At 73.3% G+C, this 26,971-nt stretch carries 26 protein-coding genes and 1 pseudogene; 13 read left to right on the top strand and 14 right to left on the bottom strand.

Going from position 1 to position 26,971, the window contains the following annotated elements; all coding sequences use genetic code 11:
• Nucleotides 1-14 precede the first annotated feature (14 nt).
• On the top strand, nt 15-2,444 hold the full coding sequence (locus DNK56_RS16375; RefSeq protein WP_111334706.1) for a right-handed parallel beta-helix repeat-containing protein: 2,430 nt from the start codon (nt 15-17) through the stop codon (nt 2,442-2,444).
• Here the strand turns inward: DNK56_RS16375 and DNK56_RS16370 are convergent.
• A pseudogene (locus DNK56_RS16370) lies at nt 2,417-4,782 on the bottom strand (hypothetical protein); the annotation flags it as partial. The gene DNK56_RS16375 and the pseudogene DNK56_RS16370 sit on opposite strands and share 28 nt — an antisense overlap.
• Before the next feature lie 190 nt (nt 4,783-4,972).
• Between DNK56_RS16370 and DNK56_RS16365 the strand changes: the two are divergent.
• Both DNK56_RS16365 and DNK56_RS16360 read left to right on the top strand, forming a co-directional pair.
• The gene (locus tag DNK56_RS16365; RefSeq protein ID WP_111334700.1) at nt 4,973-5,809 is read left to right on the top strand and encodes a DeoR/GlpR family DNA-binding transcription regulator; all 837 of its coding nucleotides are present in this window, start codon (nt 4,973-4,975) and stop codon (nt 5,807-5,809) included.
• 57 nt (nt 5,810-5,866) lie between these two features.
• On the top strand, nt 5,867-6,319 hold the full coding sequence (locus DNK56_RS16360) for an SRPBCC family protein (protein WP_111334698.1): 453 nt from the start codon (nt 5,867-5,869) through the stop codon (nt 6,317-6,319).
• Nucleotides 6,320-6,378: 59 nt separating this feature from the next.
• Here DNK56_RS16360 and DNK56_RS16355 read toward each other — a convergent pair whose 3' ends face one another.
• The gene (locus DNK56_RS16355) at nt 6,379-7,515 is read right to left on the bottom strand and encodes a PLP-dependent cysteine synthase family protein (protein WP_111334695.1); all 1,137 of its coding nucleotides are present in this window, start codon (nt 7,513-7,515) and stop codon (nt 6,379-6,381) included.
• Nucleotides 7,516-7,739: 224 nt separating this feature from the next.
• Here DNK56_RS16355 and DNK56_RS16350 point away from each other — a divergent pair, with 224 nt between their 5' ends.
• Both DNK56_RS16350 and DNK56_RS16345 read left to right on the top strand, forming a co-directional pair.
• A complete protein-coding gene (locus tag DNK56_RS16350) occupies nt 7,740-8,057 on the top strand; it encodes a hypothetical protein (RefSeq protein WP_111334692.1) in 318 nt (105 codons plus the stop codon).
• Nucleotides 8,058-8,243: 186 nt separating this feature from the next.
• Nucleotides 8,244-8,762: an ATP-binding protein gene (locus DNK56_RS16345; protein WP_199563742.1), complete on the top strand. Its 519-nt coding sequence runs from the start codon at nt 8,244-8,246 to the stop codon at nt 8,760-8,762.
• Nucleotides 8,763-8,831: 69 nt separating this feature from the next.
• On the opposite strand, the gene DNK56_RS16340 is transcribed toward DNK56_RS16345, so the two are convergent.
• Nucleotides 8,832-10,046, bottom strand: a complete 1,215-nt coding sequence (locus DNK56_RS16340) for an ROK family protein (protein WP_111334687.1) — start codon at nt 10,044-10,046, stop codon at nt 8,832-8,834.
• Nucleotides 10,047-10,201: 155 nt separating this feature from the next.
• Between DNK56_RS16340 and DNK56_RS16335 the strand changes: the two genes are divergently transcribed.
• Nucleotides 10,202-11,425, top strand: coding sequence for an MFS transporter (locus DNK56_RS16335; RefSeq protein WP_111334684.1), 1,224 nt, complete (start codon nt 10,202-10,204; stop codon nt 11,423-11,425).
• 37 nt (nt 11,426-11,462) lie between these two features.
• Nucleotides 11,463-12,218, top strand: a complete 756-nt coding sequence (locus DNK56_RS16330) for a maleylpyruvate isomerase family mycothiol-dependent enzyme (protein WP_111334682.1) — start codon at nt 11,463-11,465, stop codon at nt 12,216-12,218.
• Here the strand turns inward: DNK56_RS16330 and DNK56_RS16325 are convergent.
• Nucleotides 12,205-12,906, bottom strand: a complete 702-nt coding sequence (locus DNK56_RS16325; RefSeq protein WP_111334679.1) for a TetR/AcrR family transcriptional regulator — start codon at nt 12,904-12,906, stop codon at nt 12,205-12,207. The two genes, DNK56_RS16330 and DNK56_RS16325, sit on opposite strands and share 14 nt — an antisense overlap.
• Nucleotides 12,907-13,047: 141 nt before the next feature.
• On the opposite strand from DNK56_RS16325, the gene DNK56_RS16320 reads away from it, so the two are divergent.
• Nucleotides 13,048-13,506, top strand: a complete 459-nt coding sequence (locus DNK56_RS16320) for a nitroreductase/quinone reductase family protein (protein ID WP_111334677.1) — start codon at nt 13,048-13,050, stop codon at nt 13,504-13,506.
• Nucleotides 13,507-13,561: 55 nt separating this feature from the next.
• Here the strand turns inward: DNK56_RS16320 and DNK56_RS16315 are convergent, their stop codons facing one another.
• Nucleotides 13,562-14,794: a geranylgeranyl reductase family protein gene (locus DNK56_RS16315; protein ID WP_111335891.1), complete on the bottom strand. Its 1,233-nt coding sequence runs from the start codon at nt 14,792-14,794 to the stop codon at nt 13,562-13,564.
• 184 nt (nt 14,795-14,978) lie between these two features.
• Here DNK56_RS16315 and DNK56_RS16310 point away from each other — a divergent pair, with 184 nt between their 5' ends.
• Both DNK56_RS16310 and DNK56_RS16305 read left to right on the top strand, forming a co-directional pair.
• The gene (locus DNK56_RS16310) at nt 14,979-16,343 is read left to right on the top strand and encodes a dipeptidase (RefSeq protein WP_111334674.1); all 1,365 of its coding nucleotides are present in this window, start codon (nt 14,979-14,981) and stop codon (nt 16,341-16,343) included.
• 91 nt (nt 16,344-16,434) lie between these two features.
• Nucleotides 16,435-17,145, top strand: a complete 711-nt coding sequence (locus DNK56_RS16305; RefSeq protein WP_111334671.1) for an MBL fold metallo-hydrolase — start codon at nt 16,435-16,437, stop codon at nt 17,143-17,145.
• On the opposite strand, the gene DNK56_RS16300 is transcribed toward DNK56_RS16305, so the two are convergent.
• Both DNK56_RS16300 and DNK56_RS16295 read right to left on the bottom strand, forming a co-directional pair.
• Complete coding sequence (locus DNK56_RS16300; protein WP_111334669.1) at nt 17,104-18,141, bottom strand: NUDIX hydrolase; 1,038 nt, start codon at nt 18,139-18,141, stop codon at nt 17,104-17,106. The genes DNK56_RS16305 and DNK56_RS16300 overlap by 42 nt on opposite strands.
• A gap of 80 nt (nt 18,142-18,221) precedes the next feature.
• Nucleotides 18,222-18,488, bottom strand: coding sequence for a hypothetical protein (locus tag DNK56_RS16295; protein WP_111334666.1), 267 nt, complete (start codon nt 18,486-18,488; stop codon nt 18,222-18,224).
• Nucleotides 18,489-18,655: 167 nt separating this feature from the next.
• On the opposite strand from DNK56_RS16295, the gene DNK56_RS16290 reads away from it, so the two are divergent.
• Entirely contained in the window at nt 18,656-19,189 is a 534-nt protein-coding gene (locus DNK56_RS16290; protein ID WP_111334663.1) for an excalibur calcium-binding domain-containing protein, read from the top strand.
• 84 nt (nt 19,190-19,273) lie between these two features.
• Here the strand turns inward: DNK56_RS16290 and DNK56_RS16285 are convergent, their stop codons facing one another.
• Nucleotides 19,274-20,230 carry an ROK family protein gene (locus tag DNK56_RS16285; protein WP_111334661.1) on the bottom strand — a complete coding sequence of 319 codons (957 nt, stop codon included), beginning with the start codon at nt 20,228-20,230 and terminating at the stop codon, nt 19,274-19,276.
• Nucleotides 20,231-20,406: 176 nt separating this feature from the next.
• Here DNK56_RS16285 and DNK56_RS16280 point away from each other — a divergent pair, with 176 nt between their 5' ends.
• Nucleotides 20,407-21,438, top strand: coding sequence for a LacI family DNA-binding transcriptional regulator (locus DNK56_RS16280; protein WP_111334658.1), 1,032 nt, complete (start codon nt 20,407-20,409; stop codon nt 21,436-21,438).
• Nucleotides 21,439-21,462: 24 nt separating this feature from the next.
• On the opposite strand, the gene DNK56_RS16275 is transcribed toward DNK56_RS16280, so the two are convergent.
• The 6 genes from DNK56_RS16275 to DNK56_RS16255 form a co-directional block, all read right to left on the bottom strand.
• On the bottom strand, nt 21,463-22,761 hold the full coding sequence (locus DNK56_RS16275; RefSeq protein ID WP_111334655.1) for a DUF6986 family protein: 1,299 nt from the start codon (nt 22,759-22,761) through the stop codon (nt 21,463-21,465).
• Nucleotides 22,762-22,930: 169 nt separating this feature from the next.
• Entirely contained in the window at nt 22,931-23,893 is a 963-nt protein-coding gene (locus DNK56_RS16270) for an electron transfer flavoprotein subunit alpha/FixB family protein (protein WP_111334652.1), read from the bottom strand.
• A gap of 60 nt (nt 23,894-23,953) precedes the next feature.
• Nucleotides 23,954-24,739: an electron transfer flavoprotein subunit beta/FixA family protein gene (locus DNK56_RS16265; RefSeq protein WP_111334649.1), complete on the bottom strand. Its 786-nt coding sequence runs from the start codon at nt 24,737-24,739 to the stop codon at nt 23,954-23,956.
• Between the two features lie 202 nt (nt 24,740-24,941).
• Nucleotides 24,942-25,451: a flavin reductase family protein gene (locus DNK56_RS16260; RefSeq protein WP_111334647.1), complete on the bottom strand. Its 510-nt coding sequence runs from the start codon at nt 25,449-25,451 to the stop codon at nt 24,942-24,944.
• Between the two features lie 46 nt (nt 25,452-25,497).
• Nucleotides 25,498-25,578, bottom strand: a complete 81-nt coding sequence (locus tag DNK56_RS36760) for a putative leader peptide (protein WP_353961631.1) — start codon at nt 25,576-25,578, stop codon at nt 25,498-25,500.
• Nucleotides 25,579-25,651: 73 nt separating this feature from the next.
• Nucleotides 25,652-25,978, bottom strand: coding sequence for a TlpA family protein disulfide reductase (locus DNK56_RS16255; RefSeq protein ID WP_111334644.1), 327 nt, complete (start codon nt 25,976-25,978; stop codon nt 25,652-25,654).
• A 221-nt stretch (nt 25,979-26,199) separates the two neighbouring features.
• On the opposite strand from DNK56_RS16255, the gene DNK56_RS16250 reads away from it, so the two are divergent.
• Nucleotides 26,200-26,922 (top strand): lysophospholipid acyltransferase family protein, encoded by a 723-nt coding sequence (locus DNK56_RS16250; protein ID WP_111334642.1) that lies wholly within the window; start codon nt 26,200-26,202, stop codon nt 26,920-26,922.
• The last annotated feature ends 49 nt before the right edge of the window (nt 26,923-26,971 follow it).

The raw sequence follows: 26,971 nt of genomic DNA, 5'->3' as shown, positions 1-26,971 counted from the left end.
GGCACGACAGCGCCATGGCACAGGGCACGGTCCAGGTGACGCACACCGGCACATCGCGGTGGCGGCGCCGCACGGGTGAATACGCCTCCCTCACCGCGGCGCTGGAGGCGGCGGCCGACGGTGACGTGCTCACCGTCGCGCCCGGCACCTACCGGGAGAACCTGGTCATCGGCCGCGCGGTGACGCTGCGCGGGCCCGAGGGCGCGGTCGGCTCCGTGCGCATCGCCCCGGCGGACGGGGTGCCGCTGACGCTGCGCGCCTCCGCCATCGTCCAGGACATCCATGTGGAGGGCCAGGACTCGGCGGCCCCCGCCGTGCTCGTCGAGGAGGGCGCGCCGGAGATAGCGGATGTGCGCATCGTGACCCGCTCGGCCGCCGGGGTCGAGGTGCGGGGCTCCGCCCGGCCCACCGTCCGGCGGTGCACGGTGGACAATCCGGCCGGCGTCGGCATCGCCGTGCTCGACGGCGCGGGCGGGGTGTTCGAGGAGTGCGAGATCGTGTCGGCCGGCCAGTCCGGGGTCACCGTGCGCGACGGCGGGCATCCCCGTCTCGACCGCTGCCGGGTGCACCACGCCTCGGGCGCCGGACTGTCCGTCACCGGGGAGGGCAGCGGCCTGGAGGCCCTGGGCTGCGAGGTGTACGAGATCAAGGGCAGCGGTGTCCAGGTGACCTCGCGCGCCGCCGCCCATCTCACCGACTGCACGGTGCACCGCACTTCGGCGGACGGCGTCACGCTGGACACCGACGCGGTGCTGACGCTGGCCGACTGCGACATCCATGACATCCCGGAGAACGCGGTGGATCTGCGCTCGCGGGCGGTGCTGACGCTGACCCGGTCGACGGTGCGCCGCTTCGGCCGCAACGGGCTCTCCGTCTGGGACCCCGGCACCCGGGTGGACGCCAACCAGTGCGAGATCCACGACAGTACGGGCGACTATCCGGCGGTCTGGGTCAGCGACGGGGCGACGGTGATACTGGATTCCTGCCGGGTCCACGACGTGCCGGACGCCCTGTTCGTCCTCGACCGGGGCTCCCGCGCCGACGTCGTGGACAGCGATCTCTCCCAGGTCCGCAACACCGCGGTCTCCGTCAGCGACGGCGCGACCGCGCAGCTGGACGACTGCCGCATCCGGGAGGCGTCGACCGGTGCGTGGTTCCGCGACCACGGCAGCGGCGGCACGCTGAACAACTGCACCGTAGACGCCGTCCAGACGGGGGTGATCGTCACTAAGGGGGCCGACCCGGTCATCGAGCGGTGCACGGTGACCTCGCCCGCCGAGGCCGGGTTCTACGTGTCGGCCGAGGGCCGGGGCACGTTCAACGGCTGCCGGGTCACGGGCAGCGAGGGTTACGGCTTCCATGTGATGGAGGGCTGCCGCACGACGCTCACCCGGTGCCGTACCGAGCGGTGCGCGCGCGGCGGCTACGAGTTCCCGGAGGGCGCCGGCCAGCAGGACGGCACCGGAAGCGGGCCGGTCGTGGAGGACTGCACCAGCGACGAGAGCGGGCTTCGGACCACCGCTCCCCCGCCGGCCCCGGTCCTGACGGCCACCCAGTCCGCGCCCGGGCTGCTCGGTTCCGTCCCCGCGCCGCGCCCGGTGGAGCCGCGGCCGGCCGCGCCGGCCGCCCCCGCGCGCACGTCCGGCGAGGTGCTGGGCGAGCTGGACGCGCTGGTGGGGCTGGACAGCGTCAAGCGGGAGGTGCGGGCGCTGACGGACATGATCGAGGTGGGGCGCAGGCGCCGGGAGGCCGGGCTGAAGGCGGCCTCGGTCCGCCGCCATCTGGTGTTCACGGGTTCGCCGGGGACGGGCAAGACGACGGTGGCCCGGCTGTACGGGGAGATCCTGGCGGCGCTCGGGGTGCTGGAGCGCGGCCATCTCGTGGAGGTGTCCCGCGTCGATCTGGTCGGTGAGCACATCGGCTCGACCGCCATCCGTACGCAGGAGGCGTTCGACCGGGCGCGCGGCGGGGTGCTGTTCGTCGACGAGGCGTACGCGCTGTCGCCCGAGGACTCCGGCCGGGACTTCGGCCGGGAGGCGATCGACACGCTGGTGAAGCTGATGGAGGACCACCGGGACGCGGTGGTCGTGATCGTCGCCGGGTACACGCGGGAGATGGAGCGGTTCCTGACCGTCAATCCGGGGGTGGCGTCCCGCTTCTCGCGGACCATCACCTTCAGCGACTACGCGCCGGACGAGCTGCTGCGGATCGTGGAGCAGCAGTCGCGGGAGCAGGAGTACAGCCTGGCGTCGGGCACCGGCGAGGCGTTGCTGAAGTACTTCGCGGAGCTGCCCAAGGGTCCGGCGTTCGGCAACGGGCGCACCGCTCGCCAGACGTTCGAGTCGATGGTCGAGCGGCACGCGGGCCGGGTCGCCCAGCTCGCCGATCCGAGCACGGACGACCTCACTCTGCTGTTCCCGGAGGACCTCCCGGCACTGCCCTGAAGTCCTCGCGGGCGGGTTCCGTCTGCTGGGGCAGGACGGGCACGAGCCGTTCCAGGAGGGCGGCGCGCTCCTCGGCGAAGACGGGGTCGGCCTGGTAGTCGGAGTGGCCGAGGACCGGCTCGGGCAGCGGATGCTCGGGGGTGCGTCCGTAGACCAGCGGGTCCTCCAGCGGGCCCCGGTCGACTTCGGGGCCGGATTCCAGGCCGAGCCTGATCGCGCCGCCGATGGGGTCGGTGGCCCGCCACAGGTTGCGCCAGCAGTGCACGGAGCGGTGCAGCCCGTGGAGCTGCTCCGGTCCGAAGTAGGCCGGGAACCAGCGGCCGTAGAGGCGTTCGAGCGGGGAGCCGTAGGTGAGCAGGGCGACCCGGCGGCGGGTGCGGGCGGGCAGCTGCCAGACCGCGGAGGCCGCGAGGACGCTGCCCTGGGAGTGCCCGGAGATGACGAGGCGGCCGCGGGTGAGGGCGGTCCAGCCGGACATCCGGGAGGCCAGGTCGGGTACGGCGCGCTCGGCGTAGCAGGGCGGTGCGAAGGGGTGGGCGGCGCGCGGCCAGAACGTACCGACGTCCCACAGGATGCCGATGGTGCGCCGGGCGGATTCGTCGCGGTAGGCCCGTCTGCCGCAGGCGACGAAGACGAGGAAGCCGAAGCCGATGAGCCAGGAGCCGGTGGACTGGGCCGCCTCGGCCACCGATTCGGCGAAGGAGCCGCTGCCGTCGAGGGCGCGTCCGGGGACCTCGCCGGTGGCCCAGGCACCGGCGACCGCCGCCGCGCCGAGCAGGAGCGTGGCGCCGGAGACGAGTCCGAGCATGCCGGGGGCGGAGTCGGTGAGCGCGGCCGTGGCCCGGATGCGGGCGATCTGCTTGGTCCGGGACGGGTCGGGGCAGGGCTCCCCGTACTCGGCGTCGATGACCGGTTCCAGCCGGCGGGCGGTCAGCCAGGTGCGTACGCCGAGGACGGCGCCCGGTACCAGGAGCAGTGCGAGGAGGACGGGGATGACGGACGCCTGCCAGCTGAGCAGGACCGGCGGTCCCGCTATGAAGGCGCTGCGGCCCATGCCGGGGCTGCCGGGTCCGTCGAGCCAGTCGGCGACGCGCTGGGCGATGCCGCCGGTCATCACGCCGCCGAGGGCACAGGCGAGCATCGCGACGGCGGGTCCGCCGAGGCCGCGCAGGACGGTGCGCGGCTCGGGGCAGCGCCGGTAGAGGTCGAGGGAGACGGCGGCGAGGGAGACGATCAGGATGCCCTGGGCGAGGGTGACCACCCGGAACGTGGTGTCGCCGGGGAGGGTGCCGGAGGAGGTCCAGCCGGGGCGGGACCAGCCGGCGTGCACGGCGGCCAGGACGAGAAGGGTGAGCGCGGCGCCGGGCAGCCAGGTGATGAGGGCGCGGTCGAGCCGGTTGTCGAGGCGGCGTTCGCTGCGGCCCCGGCGGCAGACGACCCAGAGCACGACGATCAGCCCGGCGGCGAGCGCGACCTCGATGAGCCGGCCGAGGTACGGGGCCACGGGTCCGCCGGCCGCGCGGTCGTGGCGGGCGGCGGCCTCGGTGACGGACGCGGTGACGGTGAGGAAGCCGGCGGCGGTGTGGGCGGCGCGCAGCCGGGCGACGAGGCGGCGCCCGTACCAGAATCCGGGCCGTCCGAGCGCGGGGCGGACGATTTCGGGGGCGGGCGCGGGGTCGGTGCCGTCCTCGTCGTCCGCGTGGGCGCCGGTCAGCGGGCGCTGGGATTCGTAGGCGCTCCAGGTCCGGTTGGACAGGAACCAGAGCAGTCCGACGAGCGCGGCCGGTACGACGGCGGCCAGGGCGAGGCGGCGGCCGGGCTGCGACCACCAGCCGCCCTGGTCGGCGGCGAGGAAGCCGAGCCAGGAGCGCTGGTCGGAGCAGGCGGCGACGCCCGCGCACTGCCAGGCGGTGAGGTCGAGGGCGACCTCGCAGGCGGCGGCCGTGAGCAGCACGGTGAGGCTGAGCGCGATGAGCCGTACGAGGACTCCGTAGAGCCGGACGGCGCGGGGGCGCCGCCGGGCGACGGGGCGCATCCAGTGGGCGAGGTTGATCACCATGAACGGCAGGAGCAGCAGCCACAGCGCGCGGGAGCCGTTGCCGGAGGTGAGGTTGGACCAGCAGTACGCCTCGGCGACGGGCTTGTCCCGGTAGCGCTCGGGGTGCTGTTCGGCGTCGGTGTCGGCGGAGCGGCGGTAGATGGCGGCGGTGGCGTCGCCGGTGATCCGGACCGTGCGCGGGTCGACGAGCATGTCCTGGGGGGTGGTCCCGCCCACCCCGTGGACCAGTAATTCCAGCGCGGGCCCGGTGGGGTGCGGGGCAGGGGTGGCAGGGGGCACGGGCGTCTCGCTCTCGGAGGGGGAAGGCGGCTGATGCCCGGTCACCGCGGAAGCGGACAGGCGCGGTGCCGTGGTCGTCGTCCGTCCTGTCGAATCTTCCCCCGGCGGACGGTCGCCGACACCGCGTGGCAGGATGACTCCGTCGATACGGACTCCTGTACGGCCAGAGGGAAGGGCGAGGGCCCCGGCGTTGAGCGAGAATCAGAATCTGCTCGCGGAGCAGCGGCGTGCGCTGATCCTCGACGAGGTGCGCCGGCGCGGCGGGGTGCGGGTCAACGAGCTGACCCGGAAGCTGAGTGTCTCGGACATGACGGTCCGCCGGGATCTGGACGCGCTGGCCCGGCAGGGTGTGATCGAGAAGGTGCACGGCGGCGCGGTGCCGGTGGTCGAGGCGAGTACGCACGAGCCGGGTTTCGAGGCGAAGTCGACGCTGGAGCCGACCGCCAAGGAGGACATCGCGCGGGCCGCGGCCGCGATGGCCGTGCCGGGCAGTGCGATCGCCCTGTCCGGCGGCACCACGACGTACGCGCTGGCGCGGCGTCTGCTGGACGTGCCGGATCTGACGGTGGTGACGAATTCGGTGCGGGTCGCAGACGTGTTCCACGCGGCGCAGCGGCCGGCCGGTTCGGGAGGGCGTCCCGGAGCGGCGACGGTGGTGCTCACGGGCGGGGTGCGTACGCCGTCGGATTCGCTGGTGGGCCCGGTCGCCGACCGGGCGATCGCCGAGCTGCATTTCGATGTGCTGTTCCTCGGGGTGCACGGGATCTCGGTGGAGGCGGGGCTGTCCACGCCGAACCTGGCGGAGGCGGAGACGAACCGCCGGTTCGTGCGGTCGGCGCGGCGGGTGGTGGTGGTCGCCGACCACACCAAGTGGGGCACGGTGGGCCTCAGTTCGTTCGCCACGCTGGACGAGGTGAGCACCCTGGTGACCGACGCGGGGCTGCCGGCGGCGGCACGCGCGGAGATCGAGGAGCATCTGCCCGGCCTGCTGGTGGCCGGCGCCGCCGAAACGACCGACGGCGGCTGACGGGAAAAGGGATTCCGCTCCGCTCGCGACAGCGCTGTCACCCCCTAGGATCGGGGGGTGGCCGTCTTCCGGATCGAGCGTTTCACTCCGTTGTCCGCAGCCGAGTCCTGGCGCCGGGTGACGGACTGGGAGCGGCATGCGGCGCATGTGCCGCTGACCACGATCACGGTGCCGACGGGGTTGCCGACGCGGGTCGGGACGGTTTTCGTGGCGCGGACGGGTGTGGGTCCGCTGGCGTTCGACGATCCGATGGAAGTGGTCCGCTGGTCGCCGCCGGCCGGGGGCCGGGCGGGGACGTGCCGGCTGGAGAAGCGCGGCCGGGTGGTGCTGGGCCGGGCGTCGATCGATGTGTATCCGAACCGGGCCGGTTCGCATGTGGTGTGGGTGGAGGAGCTGAGCCTGCGGTTGCTGCCGCGCTGGGCGGACCCGGTGGTCGCCGGTGCGGGGCGGCGGGTCTTCGGGCGGGTGCTGGACGCCGTGCTGGACCGTCCGGTGCGCCGGTACGGCTGAGACCGGCCGGCGAATGGAGGGCGGCCGGTGCTCCCGCACCGGCCGGCCGGTCCGTGCGGTCAGTTCCGGGGCCAGCTGCCGGTGGTCAGGAAGTGGTCGATGGTGCGGGTGTACGGGGCGATGTCGAGGCCCTGTTCGGTGAGCCAGGCGTCGGAGTAGTACTTGTCGAGGTAGCGGTCGCCGGGGTCGCAGATCAGGGTGACGACGCTGCCCGCGACGCCCTCGGCGAGCATTTCGGCGACCAGTTTGAACGCGCTCCACAGCCCCGTGCCGGTGGAGCCGCCCGCCTTGCGCCCGATGGCGCGTTCCAGGGTGCGTACGGCCGCGACGCTGGCCGCGTCCGGGACCTTCATCATCCGGTCGATGGCGCCGGGCACGAAGCTGGGTTCCATGCGAGGCCGGCCGATGCCCTCGATGCGCGAGCCGCAGTCGCTGGTGACGTGCGGGTCGTTGTGGGTCCAGCCGTCGAAGAAGCAGGAGTTCTCCGGGTCGGAGACGCAGATCCTGGTGTCGTGCTGCATGTAGCGCACATAGCGGGCGATGGTCGCCGAGGTGCCGCCGGTGCCCGCGGTGGCGACGATCCAGGTGGGTTCCGGATACCTTTCGAGCCGCAGTTGCTGGTAGACGGACTCGGCGATGTTGTTGTTGCCCCGCCAGTCGGTGGCCCGCTCGGCATACGTGAACTGGTCCATGTAGTGGCCGCCGGTCTCCGCGGCGAGCCGTGCCGATTCCTCGTACATGCGGCGGGAGTCGTCCACGAAGTGGCAGCGCCCGCCGTGGAATTCGATGAGCCGGCATTTCTCCGGGCTGGTGGTGCGGGGCATGACGGCGATGAACGGCACCCCGATGAGTTTGGCGAAGTACGCCTCCGATACGGCGGTCGACCCGCTGGACGCCTCGATGACCGGTTTGCCGGGCCTGATCCAGCCGTTGCAGAGCCCGTAGAGGAAGAGCGAGCGCGCCAGCCGGTGCTTGAGGCTGCCGGTGGGGTGTGTCGACTCGTCCTTGAGGTAGAGGTCGATGCCCCAGGTGTCCGGCAGCGGGTAGCGCAGCAGATGGGTGTCGGCGGAGCGGTTGGCGTCGGCCTGCACCTTGCGGACGGCGTCCTTGAGCCAGGTGCGGTAGGCCGGGTCGGAGCGGTCGATGTCGAGGGTGGTCGCGGCTGCGCCGCCGTGCCCGTGCTGGGGGGTGTCCATCTGCGCGCTTCTCCTCGTACGGCCGGTTCGGGTGGCCCCACGATAGGCCCCCCACCTGCACAAACGTTGACTTTGATGGTCCATAGCACTGCCTTGGTGTCGGGGCGGGGAGCGGCGCGGCACGGCGGCGCGAATGCGCCGTGCACCCACCGGCCCGCTCTGGTGCGCGGGGGCCGGTATGTGCACACTTTTCTCAGAGGCATGACGAAGGGGGCGAAGAGGCCATGTCCGAGACGGAGTTCAGTGCTACGGGTGTGCGCATCGACCGGTGGGCGCGTTCGGTCACGAGGGCCGGGCAGGTGACCGTCAAGGACGGCCGGGTGGCCCTGCTGACGAGTTACGGGCGGGAGATCGACAGCGCGCCGGTGGGGACGGTGCGCGCGGGCCGGCCGTGGTTCGCGGGGGCGGACGCCACGGTCGCGCGGGTCAACGGGACACGGTACCGGCTGACGATGCGGCCGCCGGAGGGCAAACCCGGTGACGCGGCGCCCTCGCACCGGTTCCTGGAGGCGCTGTACAGCGCGGGGGGCAGGCGGAGCTGACGGCGCCGGGGCCGGGGGCACCGCGAGTTGCGCGGGTGTATGCCCTGAGCGACATTGGAGTCACGTCACTCATGGTGTACCGGCGGTGACACTGCGATCCAGGCCCGCCGGCCCGGACTCAGCAGCGGTCGTGGGCTGAATCCGTTCCTTCGTCTTCTTCCGGACCTATTTCGGGGAGTCGCAGCCGTGATCAGCGAGCCAAGCAGGCACTGCACGGTGGAGCTCCAAGCCCTGCCGTCGCGGATCGGTCAGGTCCGCAGAATCGTCTCGGCGCAACTGCGCCACTGGCATCTCGATGCTCTGATCGACCAGACGACACTGGGCGTCACCGAGCTTCTCACCAATGTCCACCGGCACGCACAGCCGGACAAGGCGTGCACCGTCGAGATCGAGTTGCTGCTCGAACGGCTCATGGTGTCCGTCCATGACCACGATCCGCGGCTGCCGACCGTGCGCGAGGCCGACGAGTCCAGCACGTCGGGGCGCGGGCTCGCGCTGATCGCCGCGGTCAGCGAGAGCTGGGGGGTACGCCCCCGGGGCGGCGCGGGGAAGGTCGTGTGGTTCACGCTCCCCACCCCGGCCGCGCCCGGCCGGCCGCCGCGGGAGGTGTACGGGGCGACCGCGGACGGGCCGTTCGACCTGGTCGTCCTGGAGCCGCCGCAGGGCGCGCCGCCCCCGGCGACGCGTTCGGCGGTGGTGGGCTGAGACCGCGGAGGCGGGGCGCTCCCGGGGTGCCCCGCCTCCGTGCCTATGCGTACGGCAGCCGCGCCGGGCTCAGGCCAGGGCGCCCAGCGGGTCGTCCAGGACCGGCTGCCAGGCCAGCTCCGCCGCGCCGACCAGGCTGTTGTGGTCGAGGGTGCAGGGCAGGATCGGAACGCTGCCGCTGCGCCCCCACAGGCTGCGGTCGGCCACCACCGCGCGCAGGCGTTCGGGGTCGGCGTCGAGCAGGGCGCGGTGCAGTCCGCCGAGGATGATCCGGTCCGGGTTGAGGATGTTGACGAGGCCGGCGAGCCCGAGGCCGAGCCGGTCGATCAGCTCCTCGGCGGCTGCGCGCACCGCCGGGTCGTCGTACTCGTTGCGCAGCAGGTCACCGGACTGCTTGAGCAGCGACTCCTCGGGGCCCGGGGTGCGCCCGGCCGCGGTGAGGAAGGCGAGCGGGTCGGTCTCCACGTCCAGGCAGCCGCGTCCGCCGCAGTGGCAGGGGCGGCCCTCGGGGTGGACGGTGAGGTGGCCGACCTCCAGGGCGAGGCCCGAACTCCCGGTGTGCAGGCGGCCGTCGAGGACGAGGGCGCCGCCGACGCCGCGGTGTCCGGTGGCGACGCAGAGCAGGTGCTGGGCCTCGCGTCCGGCGCCGTGCCGGTGCTCGGCGAGCGCGGCCAGGTTGACGTCGTTGCCGGTGAACGCCGGTCCCTCGATGCCCGCTTCGCGGACGCGGGTGGCGAAGATCTCACGGACCGGGGCGCCGGCCGGCCAGGCGATGTGGAGCGGGTTGAGGGCGGTGCCCTCCGGTTCGGCGACGGCCGACGGCACCGCGAGCCCGGCCCCGACGCACCGCAGTCCGCTGTCCCGCAGCAGCCGGGCGCAGTGGTCCACCACCTCGCCGATGACCTGGGCCGGGTCGGCGGTGATGGTGACGCAGCCGGGCGCGGTCGCCACGAGCCGGCCGCCGAGGCCGACGAGCGCGGCGCGGAAGCCGTCCGCGTGCACCTGGGCGGCGACGGCCACCGGGCCGGACTCCCGGACGGCCAGCCGGTGCGAGGGCCGGCCCTGGGAACCGGCCGCCGAGCCGGGTCTGGAGTCGACCTGGATCAGGCCGAGCGCTTCGAGTTCGGAGGCGACCGCGCCCGCCGTGGCGCGGGTGACCCCCAGTTCGGACGTGAGAACGGCGCGCGTGGGCGCGCGTCCGGTGTGGACCAGTTCCAGTGCGGGTCCGAGCGCGCTGCGGCCCCTCTCCAACTTCGTCCGGGTGGTGGTCCCCTTGCCGTTCATGGGGGCGAGTCTCCCATGGTCCGGGGGTGCCTTTGACCCCGTGGTGGCCGACTTGCCCCGGGTGCGGCACCCCGGCGCGCCCCTGGTACGCGCGGTCCGGGCCGGGTCGGTCAGCCGTGTTGCGCCGGCTGTCGGGCCGCCCCTATGCTGAGTTTGTGCCGCAACTAAACAAACTGCGGACGGCACTACCGGGGGGACCGGGCGGCAACACCGCCCCGCTCTCGTCGGCCCGTCTCCGTACCGCGCTGACCGTGTTCTTCGCCCTCGACGGCTTCCTCTTCGCCGGCTGGGTGGTCCGTATCCCGGCCATCAAGCAGCAGACCGGCGCCTCGGCCGCCACCCTCGGCCTCGCGCTCCTCGGCGTCTCCGCCGGTGCCGTGGTCACCATGACGCTCACCGGCCGGCTCTGCCGCCGGTTCGGCAGCCACGCGGTGACCGTGGCCTGCGCCGTGCTGCTCTCCCTCGGCATCGCGCTGCCCGCCCAGACGCACTCGGCGCTCTCGCTGGGACTGGTGCTGCTGGTCTTCGGCGCCGCGTACGGCGGGATGAACGTGGCGATGAACAGCGCGGCGGTGGACCTGGTCGCCGCGCTGCGCCGGCCCGTGATGCCCAGCTTCCACGCCGCGTTCAGCCTCGGCGGGATGCTCGGCGCGGGGCTCGGCGGCCTTGTCGCGGGCGGTCTCTCGCCCGCCCTGCACCTCTTCATCCTGACCGGAATCGGACTGCTCGTCACCGCCGTCGCGGGCCCGGCCCTGCTGCGGCACCCGGCGCCCCGGCTGCCGGAGACCGCGGACGCCCCCGGGCACTCCGGCGCCCGGTTGTCCGGGCGGGCCCGGAGGGTGGTGCTGCTGTTCGGCGTGATCGCGCTGTGCACCGCGTACGGGGAGGGCGCCCTGGCCGACTGGGGGGCCCTGCACCTGGAGCAGGACCTGCACGCCCGCCCCGGTGTGGCCGCCGCCGGATACTCGCTGTTCGCGCTGGCCATGACGGCGGGCCGGCTCAGCGGCACGGTCCTGCTGGAACGGCTCGGGCAGACCCGCACCCTGGTGGCGGGCGGCGCCACCGCGGCGGCCGGAATGCTGCTGGGCTCGCTCGCCCCGACCGCCTGGCTCGCGCTGCTCGGCTTCGCCGTCACCGGACTCGGCCTGGCGAACATCTTCCCGGTGGCGGTCGGGCGGGCCGGTGAGCTGGCGGGCCCCGGCGGGGTCGCGGCGGCCTCGACGCTCGGTTACGGGGGCATGCTGCTCGGGCCGCCCGCGATCGGCTTCCTGGCCGACTGGTTCTCGCTGCCGGTGGCCCTGACCACGGTGGCGGTGCTGGCCGGCGCGGCGGCGGTCCTGGGGTACGGGGCCCGCGGGGCGGCGGCGCGGGCCCGATGAGCCTGCGGCGCGCGCGGCCCGCTGGCACAATCCGTCCATGAAAACCACGGAGCACATAGAGACCCTGGCCGCCGAGGGCCGCCTGCTGGCGGACGCGGCGGACGGGGCGGGGCTCGGAGCGCCGGTGCCCACCTGTCCCGACTGGCGGGTGCGCGATCTGCTCCGGCACACCGCGATGGTGCACACCTGGGCCGCCGCCCTGGTGCGCGAGGGGCGTGCCTCGTACATGCCCGACGCCAGTGAGCCGGAGCTGGACGGGCCGGAGCTGTCGGCCCACTTCCGGGCCTGCCACCGGAATCTGGTGGAGGCGCTGGGCAGCGCGCCGCAGGATCTGGAGTGCTGGACCTTTCTGCCCGCCCCGTCGCCGCTCGCCTTCTGGTCCCGCCGCCAGGCGCACGAGACGACGATCCACCGGGTGGACGCCGAGTCCGCGCGCGGCGGCGCCCTCTCCCCCATCTCCGCGGCCCACGCGCTGGACGGGGTCGACGAGTTGCTGCTCGGCATGCACACCAGGCCCAGGAGCCGGGTGCGCACCGAGTCCCCGCGCACGCTGCGGGTGCGGGCGACGGACACGGGCACCGTGTGGACCGTACGGCTGTCCGCCGAGCCGCTGTCCGCGGTGCGCGAGGAGGCGCCCGGCCCCGGGGGCGACGCGGACTGCGAGTTGAGCGGCCCGGTCGCGACGCTCTACCTGGCGCTGTGGAACCGGCTCCCGCTGACGGACCTCACGGTGACGGGGGACGAGGAGCTGGGCCGGCTCTGGCGCGACAACTCCGCGATCACCTGGTCGTGAGGCCCACCGTGCGGGCCAGCTCCGTGACGGCCCGGCGGAAGAAGACCTCGCGGGCCTCCACCACCTTGTGGAACTGGCCGAACACCTCGAAGGAGACCAGGCCGAACAGCTGCGACCAGGCCGCGACCAGCGGGGCGGCCACCTCCGGCGCCAGACCGGGGGCCACATCGGCGGCGATGCGTTCGGCCTCCGGGCGCAGTTCGTCGGGGAGCGGCGGGAGCGCCGTCTCCTCGTCGCGGTAGGCGTCCTCGACCACGGCGATGAGCACCATGCCGACGCGTGCGGCGGGGCCGACCGTGTCCTGCGGGGCCGTGTAGCCGGGCACGGGCGAGCCGTAGATGAGCGCGTACTCGTGGGGGTGGGCCAGCGCCCACGCGCGTACGGCGAGGGCGACGGCGACCCAGCGGGCGGTGCCGGTGGTGCCGGGCGTCCCGGCGGCGGCGCGGTGGGCGCGCTCGGCTGCCTCGCCGGCCGCGTCGTACGCGTCCACGATCAGGGCCGTCAGCAGCTCGTCCCGACTGGGGAAGTAGCGGTAGAGGGCGGAGGAGACCATGCCCAGCTCCCGCGCGACGGCGCGCAGCGACAGCTTGGCCGCGCCCTCGGCGGCGAGCTGTTTCCTCGCCTCGTCCTTGATCGCGGCGGTGACCTCGGTGCGGGCCCGTTCCCTGGCTCCCCGGATAGCGCTCATGGGGTTCAGTCTGCCACGCGATCGGAGCAGCGACCAATAACGAGAGCAGTGCTCTTGCTTTTGAGCACCCATCCCGTGCACACTGATCCGGAGCGAGAGCAGTGCTCTCGGAAATCACTTCTCCACCGTGGGGGTCACACCATGTCGCACACCGAGCCGTACTACCTGCAGGGCAGCCCGCTCAACATCCGCCTCAACAGCGTCGTCGGCCGGCTCGCGCGGCACGGGATCAGCCTGGCCGGTTCCCAGGAGCTGTCCGTGCGGGGCCGCAAGAGCGGCAGGATGCAGCGCGTTCCGGTCAACCCGCACACGTACCGGGGCGAGCGCTACCTCGTCTCCGCCCGCGGCCACTCGCAGTGGGTGCGCAACATGCGGGCGGCCGGCGGCGGCGAGCTGCGCACCGGCCGCAGGACGCGGGTCTTCACCGCCGTGGAGATCGCGGACGACGCGCACAAGGCGGCCGTCGTCCGGACCTACCTGGAGCGCTGGGGCTGGGAGGTCAAGGACTACTTCCAGGGCGTCACCGCGAAGTCCACGGACGCCGAGATCCTGGCGGCCTGCCCCGACCACCCCGTCTTCCGCATCACCGAGGCGGGCTGACGCACCGAACGGCACGTCAGCCCCGGCGGGCACGGAAGGGCTTCGCGCGGACGGCCTATTCGGCGGTCTGCGCCTTGCGGTCCATCACCGAGAGCGCCCGCTGGGCCAGCGGGTGCGAGCGGACCAGTTCGGCCAGCGAGGTCGTGCCGCGGGTGATGCCCGCGAACGCGTTCCACGCCGGGCGGAAGCCCGTCAGCACGGCGTGCAGCAGGCCCGGACGCCGCTCGAACAGCTTCAGCATGCGCCGGCCCACGCTCATCTCGACGCCGAGGCCGGCCTTGATGGCGAAGGCGTAGTTCAGCGCCTGGCGGCGGGCGTCCACCGCGTCGTGCGCCTCGGCGACCCGCACCGCCCACTCGCCCGCGAGCCGGCCGGAGCGCAGCGCGAAGGAGATGCCCTCGCGGGTCCACGGCTCCAGCAGACCGGCCGCGTCCCCGCACACCAGCACCCGGCCGCGCGAGAGCGGCGAGTCCTCGCTGCGGCAGCGCGTCAGATGGCCGGAGGAGATCTTCGGCTCGAACCCGGCCAGGCCGAGCCGCGCGACGAAGTCCTCCAGATACCGCTTGGTGCCCGCGCCGTCGCCGCGCGCCGAGATCACCCCCACGGTCAGGGTGTCGCCCTTGGGGAAGACCCAGCCGTAACTGCCGGGCATCGGGCCCCAGTCGATCAGGACGCGGCCCGCCCAGTCCTCGGCGACCGTGGGCGGGACCGGGATCTCCGACTCCAGGCCGAGGTCGACCTGGTCGAGCTTCACCCCGACATGTGCCCCTATCCGCCCGGCGCTGCCGTCGGCGCCGACCACCGCGCGGGCCAGCACCGTCTCGCCGCCGGCCAGCACGACCGCGACCGTGCGCCGGTCGGGCACCGCGGCGCCGTGCTGCTCCACCCGTGAGACGGTCGCGCCGGTGCGCAGTTCGGCGCCGGCCTTCTGCGCCTGCTCGACCAGCCCCGCGTCGAACTCGGGGCGGTTGATGAGCCCGAAGAGCATCCGCTTCGAGCGGCGGGTGCGCGCCAGCCTGCCGTTGAGCGAGAAGGTGACCGCGTGAATCCGGTCCCGCAGGGGCAGTTCGAAGCCGGGCGGCAGGGCGTCGCGCGAATATCCGATGATGCCGCCGCCGCACGTCTTGTAACGGGGCAGCTCCGCCTTCTCCAGGAGCAGTACCTTGCGTCCCGCGACGGCCGCCGCGTATGCCGCCGAGGCTCCCGCCGGTCCGGCGCCGACTACGACGACGTCCCACACGGACGACTCTTCGTGCTCATGTCCGGCGTCTGCGTTCTCGCTGCTCACGATGTGCTTCTGCTCCCGATCCGACCAGTGGCCCAAGCTGCTCACGGCATCCTACGGCGCGTCGCGGCCGAGATCCCCTGTGGGAGGATCGGCCGAGTCTCCGACGTACCCGCGACGCCACACTCCGGGCGGGCGGGTAACCGGAAACGTACACATAACGTCGCACCTACCAGGAGCGTGCCCCATGACCCGCCGTCCGATCCCCGAGACAGTCGCCTCGCTGATGCCCCGTGCCAAGGCGGAGCTGACCGAGTTGGTGGCCTTCCAGTCGGTGGCGGACCCCGCGGTCTTCCCGAGGAGCGAGTGCGAGGCCGCCGCCGAGTGGGTCGCCGCCGCCCTGCGCGCCGAGGACTTCCAGGACGTGGCCCTGCTCGACACCCCGGACGGCAGCCAGTCCGTCTACGGCTACCTGCCGGGCCCGGCCGGCGCGCCGACCGTGCTGCTCTACGCGCACTACGACGTGCAGCCGCCGCTCGACGAGTCGGCCTGGATCTCCCCGCCCTTCGAGCTGACCGAGCGCGACGGCCGCTGGTTCGGCCGCGGCGCCGCCGACTGCAAGGGCGGCTTCATCATGCATCTGCTCGCGCTGCGGGCGCTGAAGGCGGACGGCGGGGTGCCCGTCGGCGTCAAGGTGATCGTGGAGGGCTCGGAGGAGCAGGGCACCGGCGGGCTGGAGCGGTACGCCGAGGCGCACCCCGGACTGCTCGCCGCCGACACCATCGTGATCGGTGACACCGGCAACTTCCGGGTGGGTCTGCCGACCGTGACCTCGACGCTGCGCGGCATGACGATGCTCCGGGTGCGGCTGGACACCCTGGAGGGCAATCTGCACTCCGGGCAGTTCGGCGGCGCCGCGCCGGACGCGCTGGCCGCGCTGATCCAGCTGCTCGCCTCGCTGCGCGCCGAGGACGGCTCGACCACGGTGGACGGTCTGACCGCGGACGCCGGCTGGGACGGCCTGGAGTACGCGGAGGAGGAGTTCCGCCGGGACGCCAAGGTCCTCGACGGGGTCGGGCTCATCGGCACCGGTACGGTCGCCGACCGGATCTGGGCGCGGCCCGCCGTCACCGTGATCGGCATCGACTGCCCGCCCGTCGTGGGCGCGACGCCCTCCGTGCAGGCGAGCGCCCGCGCGCAGATCAGCCTGCGGGTGCCGCCGGGCCAGGACGCGGAGCACGCGACGAAGCTGCTGACCGCGCACCTCCTGGCGCACACGCCGTGGGGCGCCCGGGTGTCGGTCGAGCAGGTCGGCCAGGGGCAGCCGTTCCGCGCGGACGTGACGAGCCCGGCGTACACGGCGATGGCGGACGCCATGCGGGTCGCGTATCCGGGCCAGGAGATGCAGTCCTCGGGCATGGGCGGCTCGATCCCGCTCTGCAACACGCTGGCGGGGCTGTACCCGGAGGCGGAGATCCTCCTGATCGGGCTGAGCGAGCCGGAGGCCCAGATCCACGCGGTGAACGAGAGCGTGTCGCCACAGGAGCTGGAGCGGCTCTCGGTGGCCGAGGCGCTGTTCCTGCGCAACTACGCGGCGTCCAAGGCGGTCTGAGTCCCGGCAGGCCGCGGACTACGCGTCGAGCGAAGCTCGCCCAGAGCGTAGATCCGTGCGGCGGCCGGACGTTCGCGCGTACGTTCGCCGCATGGATCTCGTCGAGGTGCTTCCGCAGCTGCACATGTTCCGTTTCCCGATCGGCCAGGCGTATCTCTGGTCCGACGGGCCCGAGCTGACCCTGATCGACGCGGGCGACGTGAACGCGGCGCCCGCCATCGAGGAGGCGGTGCGCGGCCTCGGCCACGACCCCGCCGACATCGCCCGAATCGTCCTCACCCACGGCCACCGGGACCACTACGGCGCCGCCCGGGAGCTGGCCGACCGCCACGGTGCCGAGATCCTGGCCCACCGGCTGGACGCGCCGGTGATCCGGGGCGACGAGGAGGTCGGGGAGCCGGTGCTCCTGGACTGGGAGCGCCCGCTGTACGCGCATGGGCTGACGGTCCCTCCGGCTCCCCCGACCCGGGTGGACACCGAGCTGTCGGACGGGGCGGTGCTGCCGTTCGGCGGCGGGGCGCGGGTGGTGCACTCCCCCGGTCACACACCGGGCTCCATCGGTGTGCATCTGCCCCGGCACGGTGTGCTGTTCACGGGCGACTGCGTGGCCGCCGTCGGGCAGGTGATGCTGGGCGTGTTCAACATCGACCGGGCGCGGGCCGTGGACTCGTTCCGGCGGCTGGCCGCCCTGGAGCCGGCCACGGTCTGCTTCGGGCACGGCGACCCCCTCACCGAGGACGCCGCGGCGGTCCTGCGGGCGTCAGCCCACGGGGACGCCGGCTTCGAGGTTGAGCACGGCTGAGCGTTCGCGGGCCCGCAGCGCCCAGCGCAGCCGTGCGTAGCGGGTGGGCGGCAGCAGGGCGGCCGCCTCCTCCTCGGTGACGAAGCGCCAGCCGCGCAGTTCGGAGCCGGGGAGCAGCAGCCCCTCGGCGTCCGCGCGGGGCAGCAGCCCGCCGTCGAACAGCAGCCGCAGCCCGCCGTATCCGGGTGGTTCGGGCGCCTCCCAGTCGATGACGAGCAGCTTGGGCACCCGGTCGAGGTGGATGCCTATCTCCTCGGCGACCTCCCTGATACCGGCCTGGGCGGGCGCCTCTCCGGACTCGACCACACCGCCGGGGAACTCCCAGCCGGGCTTGTAGGTGGGGTCGACGAGCAGGAACCGGTCGTGCTCGTCGAAGAGCAGCACCCCGGCGGCGACGGTCTCGGCGGTCGGCTCGGGTGTCTGGACGATCTCGCAGGCCGGGGCGGTCCCGCTGCGCACGGCCTCGGCGATGCGCTCGGCGGTCTCGCGCGGGGTGAGGGCGCCGTTGTCGATGGTGTGGGCGTCCCCGGTGATCCAGTGGAGCGCCGAACGGTAGGTTTCGATGCGGTCGTACGCCCAGCGGCCGGTCGGGTCCACACCCTCGGCCTCGCCGGGGCATTCCGCCCGGTGGGCGACGCGCGCACGCAGGATCGTTTCCTCCGGGGCGAGCAGCACATGGCGTACCGGAATGCGCCGGGCGGCGAGCCCGCCGAACATCTCGTCGCGGTACTCCTGGCGCAGCAGCGTCATCGGCACGACCAGGACGCCGCCCAGCTCGGCGAGGAGCGCGGCCGCGGTGTCGACCACGAGGCGCCGCCAGATGGGCAGGTCCTGAAAGTCCGTCACTTCGGCGAGCTTCTTCTGGGGCAGCAGGGTGCGCAGCCCCGTCCCGGTGAGTTCCGGGTCGTACAAGGTGCTGTTCGGGATCAGATCGATCAGTTCACGCGCGGCGCTGGTCTTGCCGGCGCCGAACGCACCGTTTAGCCAGACGATCACGGTTCCCCCTCTTCCGTAGCAGCCCCCTGTGGCTTGCCCGCAACACCCCGCTGCGGAAACACCCCCGGGGCGACGCGTTGTTACGGGGTGTCGCCCCGCCAGTCCCACTTGTCCGGCTCGTCCTGGCGCGGCCCGTACTCGGCGCGGCCGCCCGGACCGTAGGCGCCGATCTCGGTGACCAGGGCGGACCCGTCCGCCAGGGCGACCGGCGTCCACCCCGTCACGTCCAGGAGCAGGCCGTCGAGCGGACCGCCCACCAGTTCCCGGTACACGCGCCCCGGACGGGGGCCGGGGTCGGGGTCTTCGTGGTCGGCGCCGTACACCCGCCGTCGCATGATCTCGTCCATGGGTGCAGGATCGCACCCGCCACTGACAGCGACCGCGGTGCGCGGTGCCCGGCGGGTCACCGGCTCCACGCTTCGGTCACAACTCCATCACTTGCGGAGGAACTCGCTCACGGCCGCGCCGCCCGCTGGCTACGGTCGGGCTCTCCACGCAAACCCTGGGGGGTTCCATGTCGCACAACCCGTCCCCGCAGCCGCCGCCCTGGGGGCCGCCGCCGCCCACTCGCACCGGTCCATCGCCTTCCGGCGCCGCGCCGGGCTGGGCAAGGAAACGTATCGTCATCCCGGTCGCGCTGGGCGTCTTCCTCATCGGCACCGTCATCGGCGCCGCCGGGGGCTCCGGTTCGGACAGCGAGACCGCGGCGAAGGCGTCCCCGGCGCCGACCGTCACCACGACGGTCTCGGTCACCCCGTCACCGGCGCCGGCCGTGACGGAGACGGTCACCGCGAGCCCCGAGGTGGTGCCGACCGTCACGAAGACGAAGACGGTGAAGGTCACCGTCACCCCCGAGGCGCCCGCCGACACCTCGGACGACTCCGGCGACTACGGCTCGGGCACCTCCGGTTCGAGCGGCGGAGGCGGCTCCACCTACTACGCGAACTGCAGCGCCGTCCGCGCGGCCGGCGCGGCCCCGATCCGCCGGGGCGACGCCGGTTACGGCCGCCACCTCGACCGCGACGGCGACGGAGTCGCCTGCGAGTAGGGGGGCACGCCGCACCCCGCGACCGGGGCCCGTCCGGCTGTTTCGGCCCGGACGGGCCCCGGCCCGTACCACCGCGCCCCGCCCTCAGCGCGTGCTCAGCACGCTCCCGGCCGCCCGCGCCGTGAAGGCCGCCGCCGCGGCGCCCACCAGCCCCGCGTCGTTGCCCATGAGGGCGGGGACCACCGTCAGCCGCCGCACGAACGACAGCGTGGCGTAGCGGCGCAGCGCGGTCCGCAGCGGCCCGAACAGCGGCTCCCCGGCACCGGCCACCCCGCCGCCGATCACCGCGATGTCGATCTCGACCAGGGTGGCCGTGGCGGCGATCCCGGCGGCCAGGGCCTGCCCGGCGCGTTCGAAGGAGGCCGCGGCGACCGGATCGCCGGCCCGTGCCGCCGCGGCCACGCCCACCGCGCTCGCGTCCCCGTCCGGGCCGGGCCGCCAGCCGCGCTCCAGCGCGCGGCGCGCGATGTTGGGGCCGCTGGCGATGCGCTCGACGCAGCCGCGCGACCCGCACGGGCAGGCGTCGCCGTCGAGGTCCACGCTGATGTGACCGATGTGGCCGGCGTTTCCGCTGGGGCCCGGATGCAGGGCGCCGCCGAGGACGAGCCCGCCGCCGACGCCGGTCGAGACGACCATGCACAGCGCGTTGTCGTGGCCGCGCGCCGCACCGAGCCAGTGCTCCGCCGCGGTGATCGCGACACCGTCGCCGACCAGGGTGACCGGCAGGCCGCCGGTGGCCGCGGCGACCCGCCGCACCAGCGGGAAGCCGCGCCAGCCGGGCACGTTGACCGGGCTGACCGTGCCTCCGGCGGCGTCCACCGGGCCCGCGCTGCCGACCCCGACGGCCGCCGCCTCGTCCCAGCGCGGCGACGCGGCCAGCTCGGCCAGGACGCCCTCCACCGCCTCCATGACCCGCTCACCGCTCTCCCGCGCGGGCGTGGGGCGCCGCGCGCGGGCGACCAGCGCGCCGTCCCGGTCCACCAGAGCGCCGGCGATCTTGGTGCCCCCGATGTCCAGTGCGGCGACGAGATGGGTTTGCATCGGTGCGGCTCCGGTGGTGTGGACGGAATGTGCGGCTCAGGTGAACAGTTTGCCCAGTCTCCATTCCCTTGACAACGTTGTCCAGGGCCTATGCTCGTGCCCAAACTCTCCGGAAGCCCCCGCGGCAGCCGTCGCGACCCGCCGGACTGCCCGCACCGACGACAGGACAGCGCATCGTGGCCGAGACCACCCGTCATTCCGAGCACCGCTACGGCAACCGGCCGACCATGAAGGATGTGGCCGCGCGGGCCGGGGTGGGCTTGAAGACGGTGTCCCGGGTGGTCAACAGCGAGCCCGGGGTCACCCCGGACACCGAGCGCCGGGTGCAGGAGGCCATCGAGGCCCTGGGCTTCCGCCGCAACGACAGCGCGCGCGTGCTGCGCAAGGGCAGGACCGCGTCCATCGGCCTGGTCCTGGAGGACCTCGCGGACCCGTTCTACGGGCCGCTGAGCCGGGCGGTGGAGGAGGTGGCCCGTGCGCACGGGGCGCTGCTCATCAACGGTTCCAGCGCCGAGGACCCGGAGCGCGAGCAGGAGCTGGTGCTCGCGCTGTGCGCCCGCCGGGTGGACGGGCTGATCGTGATCCCGGCCGCCGACGACCACCGCTATCTGGAGCCGGAGATCAAGGCCGGGGTGGCGACCGTGTTCGTGGACCGTCCGGCGGGGCGGATCGAGGCGGACATGGTGCTCTCGGACAGCTTCGGCGGGGCCCGCGAGGGTGTCGCCCATCTGATCGCGCACGGCCACCGCCGGATCGGCTTCATCGGCGACCAGCCGCGCATCCACACCGCGACCGAGCGGCTGCGCGGCTACCACGCGGCGATGGCCGGGGCCGGGATAGCCGTGGCGGACTCCTGGGTCTCGCTCGGCTCCACGGACCCGGACCGGGTCCGCGCCGCCGCCGAGGCGATGCTCTCGGGGCCGGAGCCCGTGACGGCGCTCTTCTCCGGCAACAACCGGGTGACGGTGACGGTGGTACGGGTCCTGGCGGGCCGGGAGCGGCCGGTCGCCCTGGTGGGCTTCGACGACATCGAGCTGGCGGATCTGCTCGGCATCACCGTCATCTCCCAGGACGCGGCGGCGGTGGGCCGCACCGCCGCCGAGCACCTCTTCCGCCGGCTGGACGGGGCCGACCACAGCCCGGCGCGGGTGGAGCTGCCGACGCGGCTGATCGCCCGCGGCTCGGGCGAACTCCCCCCGGCCCCGTAGCCGTCGGAGCGGCCGGGCCGGCCGTTACGGGGCCGTCACCGTCAGGGTGCCGCGCCGCGGGGAGGCGAAGGCGTCGAGGTCCGCGCGGCTCAGCCCGGTCAGCCCGGTCACCTCGGCGGTGTCCAGCGCGCCGCAGTCGATGCCCCGGAGCAGATAGCCGCTGAGCGCCTTGGCGGTGGCCGGTTCGTCCATGACGTCGCCGCCCGCCTTGGCGGCGTACGCGGCGAGCCGGGACGCGGCCTGCTCCAGGCCCTCGCGGTAGAACGTGTAGACGGCCGCGTACCGGGTCGGCAGATGGGCCGGGTGCATGTCCCAGCCCTGGTAGTAGGCGCGGGCCAGGGCGCGCCGGGTGAGGCCGTAGTGCAGCCGCCACGCCTCGTGGACCCGCTCCGCGGAGCCCACGGGGAGCACATTGGTGGAGCCGTCCGAGACGCGTACGCCGGTACCGGCGGCGGCCACCTGCATCACGGCCTTGGCGTGGTCGGCGGCCGGGTGGTCGCTCGCCTGGTACGCGGCGCTGACGCCCACGCAGGCGCTGTAGTCGAACGTCCCGTAGTGCAGCCCGGTGGCCCGGCCCCCCGCCGCGTCGATCATGCGGGCCACGGCGGCGGTGCCGTCGGCGGCGAGGATGGACTGGCTGGTCTCGATCTGGATCTCGAAGCCGAGGCGCCCGGCCGGCAGCCCGTGCGCCTGCTCGAAGGCTTCGAGGAGGCGGACGAAGGCGGTGACCTGTTCGGGGTAGGTCACCTTGGGCAGGGTGAGGACGAGCCCTTCGGGCAGCCCGCCGGCCCGCATCAGGCCGGTGAGGAAGATGTCGGTGGTGCGGATGCCCCGGTCGCGTACGGCCGCCTCCATGCACTTCATCCGGATGCCCGTGTAGGGCGCCGCCGTGCCTCCGGCGTACGCCTCCGAGACGAGCCGGGCCGCGCGGGCCGCCGTCTCGTCCTCCTCGGCGTCGGAGCGGGGCCCGTAGCCGTCCTCGAAGTCGATCCGCAGATCCTCGACGGGTTCGCGTTCCAGCTTGGCGCGCACCCGGTCGTGGACGGGCCCGGCCAGCTCGTCCGGGATGCCGAGGACGGCGGCGAGGGCGGCCGCGTCGGGGGCGTGCTCGTCGAGCGCCTTCAGCGCCTGGTCGCCCCAGGCGCGCAGGGTGCCGGCCGTGAAGGCGTCGCCGGGTACATAGACGGTGTGCACGGGCTGGCGGGTGCCGGGGTCGCCCGGGTAGCGGCGGGCGAGTTCGGCGTCCACCGCCGCGAGGGAGGCGCTGATCCCGTCGCTGACCGCTCCGGCGAGGCTCGTCGCCACCTTCTCCTGCTGACCCATCGTCCGCACCCTCCACTTCGACAGTTTCCGCTTCCCGGAATCAACAATCCGCATAGTGAAGCTATAGGGCTGTCGCATCGGCGTCAACGGTGACCGGAACGGCCGCGGGGCCGCACGGTGTGTTCACCGTGCGGCCCCGCGGCCGTTGTTCGTACGCGCTCGTCGGCGATCAGCCCTTGCGGGTGTTGATCTCCTCGGTGAGCTGGGGCACGACGTCGAAGAGGTCGCCGACGACGCCGTAGTCGACGAGGTCGAAGATGGGGGCCTCGGGGTCCTTGTTGACGGCGACGATCGTCTTCGAGGTCTGCATCCCCGCCCGGTGCTGGATCGCACCCGAGATGCCCGAGGCGATGTACAGCTGCGGGGAGACCGACTTGCCGGTCTGGCCGACCTGGTTGGTGTGCGGGTACCAGCCCGCGTCCACCGCGGCCCGCGACGCGCCCACCGCGGCACCCAGCGAGTCCGCCAGCGCCTCGATCACCGCGAAGTTCTCCGCACCGTTCACCCCACGCCCACCGGAGACCACGATCGCCGCCTCCGTCAGCTCCGGACGGCCCGTCGACTCACGCGGCGTACGCGAGAGCACCTTCGTGCCGGTGGCCTGCGCCGAGAAGGTGACCGCGAGGGTCTCGACGGCGCCGGCGGCCGCGGCCGGCTCGGCCGGGGCGGAGTTCGGCTTGACCGTGATGACCGGAACACCCTTGGAAACACGGGACTTGGTCGTGTACGAGGCGGCGAACGCGGACTGCGTGGCGATCGGGCCCTGGTCGCCGGCCTCCAGGTCGACGGCGTCGGTGATGATGCCGGAGCCGATGCGGACCGCGAGGCGGGCCGCGATCTCCTTGGCCTCCGCGGAGGAGGACAGCAGCACGGCGGCCGGGGACACGGCGTCGAAGGCGGCCTGGAGGGCGTCCACCTTCGGCACGACGAGGTACTCGGCGAACTCGGGGGCGTCGGCGGTCAGCACCTTGACCGCGCCGTGCTCGGCGAGCACGCCCGCGGTGTCTGCGGCACCGCTGCCCAGGGCGACGGCGACGGGCTCGCCGATACGGCGGGCGAGCGTCAGCAGCTCCAGGGTGGGCTTGCGGACGGCGCCGTCCACGTGGTCGACATAGACGAGAACTTCAGCCATGGGACTTCAATCTCCTGCGTGTGCGAAGTAGGCGGGGGTGATGAGAGGGGGTGCCGGGGCTCAGATGAACTTCTGGCCCGCCAGGAACTCGGCCAGCCGCTTGCCGCCCTCGCCCTCGTCCTTCACGATCGTGCCCGCGGTGCGGGCCGGGCGCTCCGTCGCGGAGTCGACCGCGCTCCAGGCACCCGCCAGGCCCACCTGTTCGGCGTCGATGCCCAGGTCGTCCAGGTCCAGGGACGTCACCGGCTTCTTCTTCGCCGCCATGATCCCCTTGAACGAGGGGTAACGCGCCTCACCGGACTGGTCGGTCACCGACACCACCGCCGGCAGCGACGCCTCCAGCTCCTCCGACGCACTGTCCCCGTCCCGGCGACCCCGCACCACACCATCGGCCACCGACACCTGCGACAGCAGCGTCACCTGCGGCACACCCAGCCGCTCCGCCAGCAGCGCCGGAACCACACCCATCGACCCGTCCGTCGACGCCATCCCCGAAACCACCAGGTCGTACCCGGTCTCCTCCAGCGCCCTCGCCAGCACCAGCGACGTCCCCAGCGCATCCGTCCCGTGCAGATCGTCGTCCTCGACGTGAACCGCCTTGTCCGCACCCATCGACAACGCCTTGCGCAACGCGTCCCGCGCATCCTCCGGACCCACCGTCAACACGGTGACCTCCGCGTCATCGGCCGCCTCCGCGATCTGCAACGCCTGCTCGACCGCGTACTCGTCCAGCTCCGACAGCAGACCGTCCACGTCCTCACGGTCCAACGTCAGGTCATCGGCGAAATGCCGGTCACCGGTCGCGTCGGGCACGTACTTCACACAGACAACGATCCTCAAGCTCACGCCGGCTCTCCTACTGCATCGTCATTTCCGGGCTGCCTTGTTGCACGCAGCATAGGCGCCTGATGGGGCGTTTTCCGGTCGGGGCGACCGACGCTCCGACCGTCATATTACTCGTCAGTACATCGATTGGGTGCTCCATGAGCAAGCGCTTGGCACTGTGATCTGCCCAACGCGCGCCGCTCCGGAACCACCGGCGGCGGATTCAGTCGCGCAGCGCCGTGAATCGGCCCTGGTGATAGAGGAGGGGGCGGCCACCGCCCACCGGGTCGCCCGCGGTCACCTCGGCGATCACGATGCGGTGGTCCCCGGCCGGAACACGGGCCACGACCCGGCAGACCAGCCACGCCAGCACGTCGTCGAGCAGCGGAACGCCTTCCGGCCCGCTGCGCCAAAAGGTGGACGGGCCGAACCGGTCGGCGCCGCTGCGGGCGAAGGTGGCGGCCAGTTCCCGCTGGTGCTCGGCGAGGATGTGGACGCCGACGTACTCGGCCGCGGCGATGACCGGCCAGCTGGAGGACGCGGTGCCCACGCCGAACGAGATCAGGGGCGGGTCGGCGGCCACGGAGTTGAGCGAGGTGGCGGTGAAGCCGACGGGCCGTTCGCCGTCGGCGGCGGTGATCACGGCGACTCCGGCGGCGTGCTGCCGGAACACCGAGCGGAGCAGGTCCGGGGAGGCGGTTCGCGGCGCGTCGAGTCCGGGTGATGCCGTCATGGAGAGATCCTTCTGCGCGTCGGGGGTGCTGCGGGGTCGTGGATGCTCAGGCATCCGGACAGCACGCGCCGGCGGTACGGGCGAGATCGATGTACGCCCGGCCATGGAGCAGGGGATCTGACGGCATAAGTGTCAGAGTGACGATTCACGGTGCGCGCAGTCAAGGGCGTCCCGGCAAGTGGGAGAAGCATCACGGTCCGTCACATCGCCCGCCCGAGGGCGGCGACGACATCAACGGTGCGGGGCTGCCCGACGCCCCGGCGCACGATCCGGCCTCCGGCGTCGAGCACCAGGACGGTCGGGGTCCGGTCGATCCCCAGGTCCCGTACGAGCCCGAGTCGGGCTTCCGCGTCGATCTCCACATGGGCGACCCCCTCGACCATCCCGGCCACCTCCGCGAGGATGCGGCGCGTGGCCCGGCAAGGCTGGCAGAAGGCGGTGGAGAACTGGACGAGCGTGGCCCGCGCCCCCAGCTCCGCGCCGAGGCGCGCCGCGTCCAGCCTCTCCGTACGCGCCTGCCCGTCCACAGCCCGACCTCCTGTCAGAGTTCTCCGCAGAAGGTCAGCACCGATGGCGGCGCGGGCATTCCCGGCCGTAGTACGTGACGAGAATCTCGCCGCACGGGGCCGCCGGGACTGGCCACCGCGTGACCGTATGGTGCACGATCGCCCCAATGCCGAAAACCTACGGCTGCGTAACTTCCGCCGGGAGAACCCTCCGCGGGCGCTGAAGAAAGGGTCTTCCCCAGATGGCAGAACTCGTCTATCGGCCGGTCATCGGCGCCGCTCGCACGTTTTTCAAGGCGCTGGACCTGAAGATCGACAGTCAGGGTTCGGAGCACATCCCGAAGACCGGTGGCGCTGTTCTGGTCAGCAACCACATCAGTTATCTGGACTTCATCTTCAATGGGCTCGCGGCGCTCCCGCAGAAGCGCCTGGTTCGTTTCATGGCCAAGGAATCCGTTTTCCGGCACAAGGTCTCCGGTCCGCTGATGCGCGGCATGAAGCACATTCCCGTCGACCGCGAGCAGGGCGAGGAGGCGTACGCGCACGCGCTGGCCTCGCTGCGGTCCGGGGAGATCGTCGGGGTGTTCCCCGAGGCGACGATCTCGGAGTCCTTCACGCTCAAGAGCTTCAAGTCGGGCGCGGCGCGCCTGGCGCAGGAGGCGGGCGTTCCGCTGATCCCGATGGCGCTGTGGGGGACGCAGCGGCTGTGGACCAAGGGCCGGCCCCGCAACTTCAAGCGCAACCACATCCCGGTGACCATCCGCGTCGGCGAGCCGGTGGAGGCTCCCACCGACCAGTACGCGGGCGCGATCACGCGGCGGCTGCGCGAGCGGGTGCAGGAGCTGCTGGAGGCGGCGCAGCGGGCGTATCCGGTCCGGCCGAAGGACGCCGCCGACACCTGGTGGGTGCCCGCGCACCTGGGCGGTACGGCTCCGACGCCGGCCGAGGTCCGCGAGCGGGGCTGAAACGTCTCTCCGGGGTACGGACGGGTCCGCACCCCGGAGGGGTTCGAGG

Origin of the sequence: Streptomyces sp. AC1-42W, assembly GCF_003248355.1 — a bacterium.
Classification (GTDB): domain Bacteria; phylum Actinomycetota; class Actinomycetes; order Streptomycetales; family Streptomycetaceae; genus Streptomyces.
The sequence above is the reverse complement of the archived record's forward strand: the minus strand, read 5'-3'. Positions and strand labels throughout refer to the sequence as shown.